Raw genomic sequence first — 306 nt, forward strand, 5'->3', positions numbered from 1 at the left:
AAGGGGGGAGGTTTTGCCTACCGGCCGGACATCGATGCGCTGCGGGGAGCGGCGATGCTGGCGGTGCTGGTGTTCCACCTGAACAAGAGCTGGCTGCCCGGTGGTTTCACCGGGGTGGACATCTTCTTTGTGATCTCGGGTTACGTGGTGATGGGCTCGCTGCTGGGGCAGGCGAGCAAGCCGCTGTGGCCCCGGCTGGGCAATTTCTACCTGCGGCGTGTGCGGCGTCTGCTGCCGAACCTGCTGGTGTGCCTGGCGGTGACGAGCCTGGGGGTGGCGATGCTGATCCCGCCGCTGGAGAGCGGG

At 67.0% G+C, this 306-nt stretch carries 1 protein-coding gene; it reads left to right on the forward strand.

Going from position 1 to position 306, the window contains the following annotated elements; genetic code table 11:
- A partial coding sequence (locus KUG39_RS17770) for an acyltransferase family protein (protein ID WP_216916620.1) occupies positions 1-306 on the forward strand: 306 nt, incomplete at both ends.

Source organism: Synechococcus sp. CCAP 1479/10, assembly GCF_019038515.1.
GTDB lineage: Bacteria > Cyanobacteriota > Cyanobacteriia > PCC-6307 > Cyanobiaceae > Cyanobium.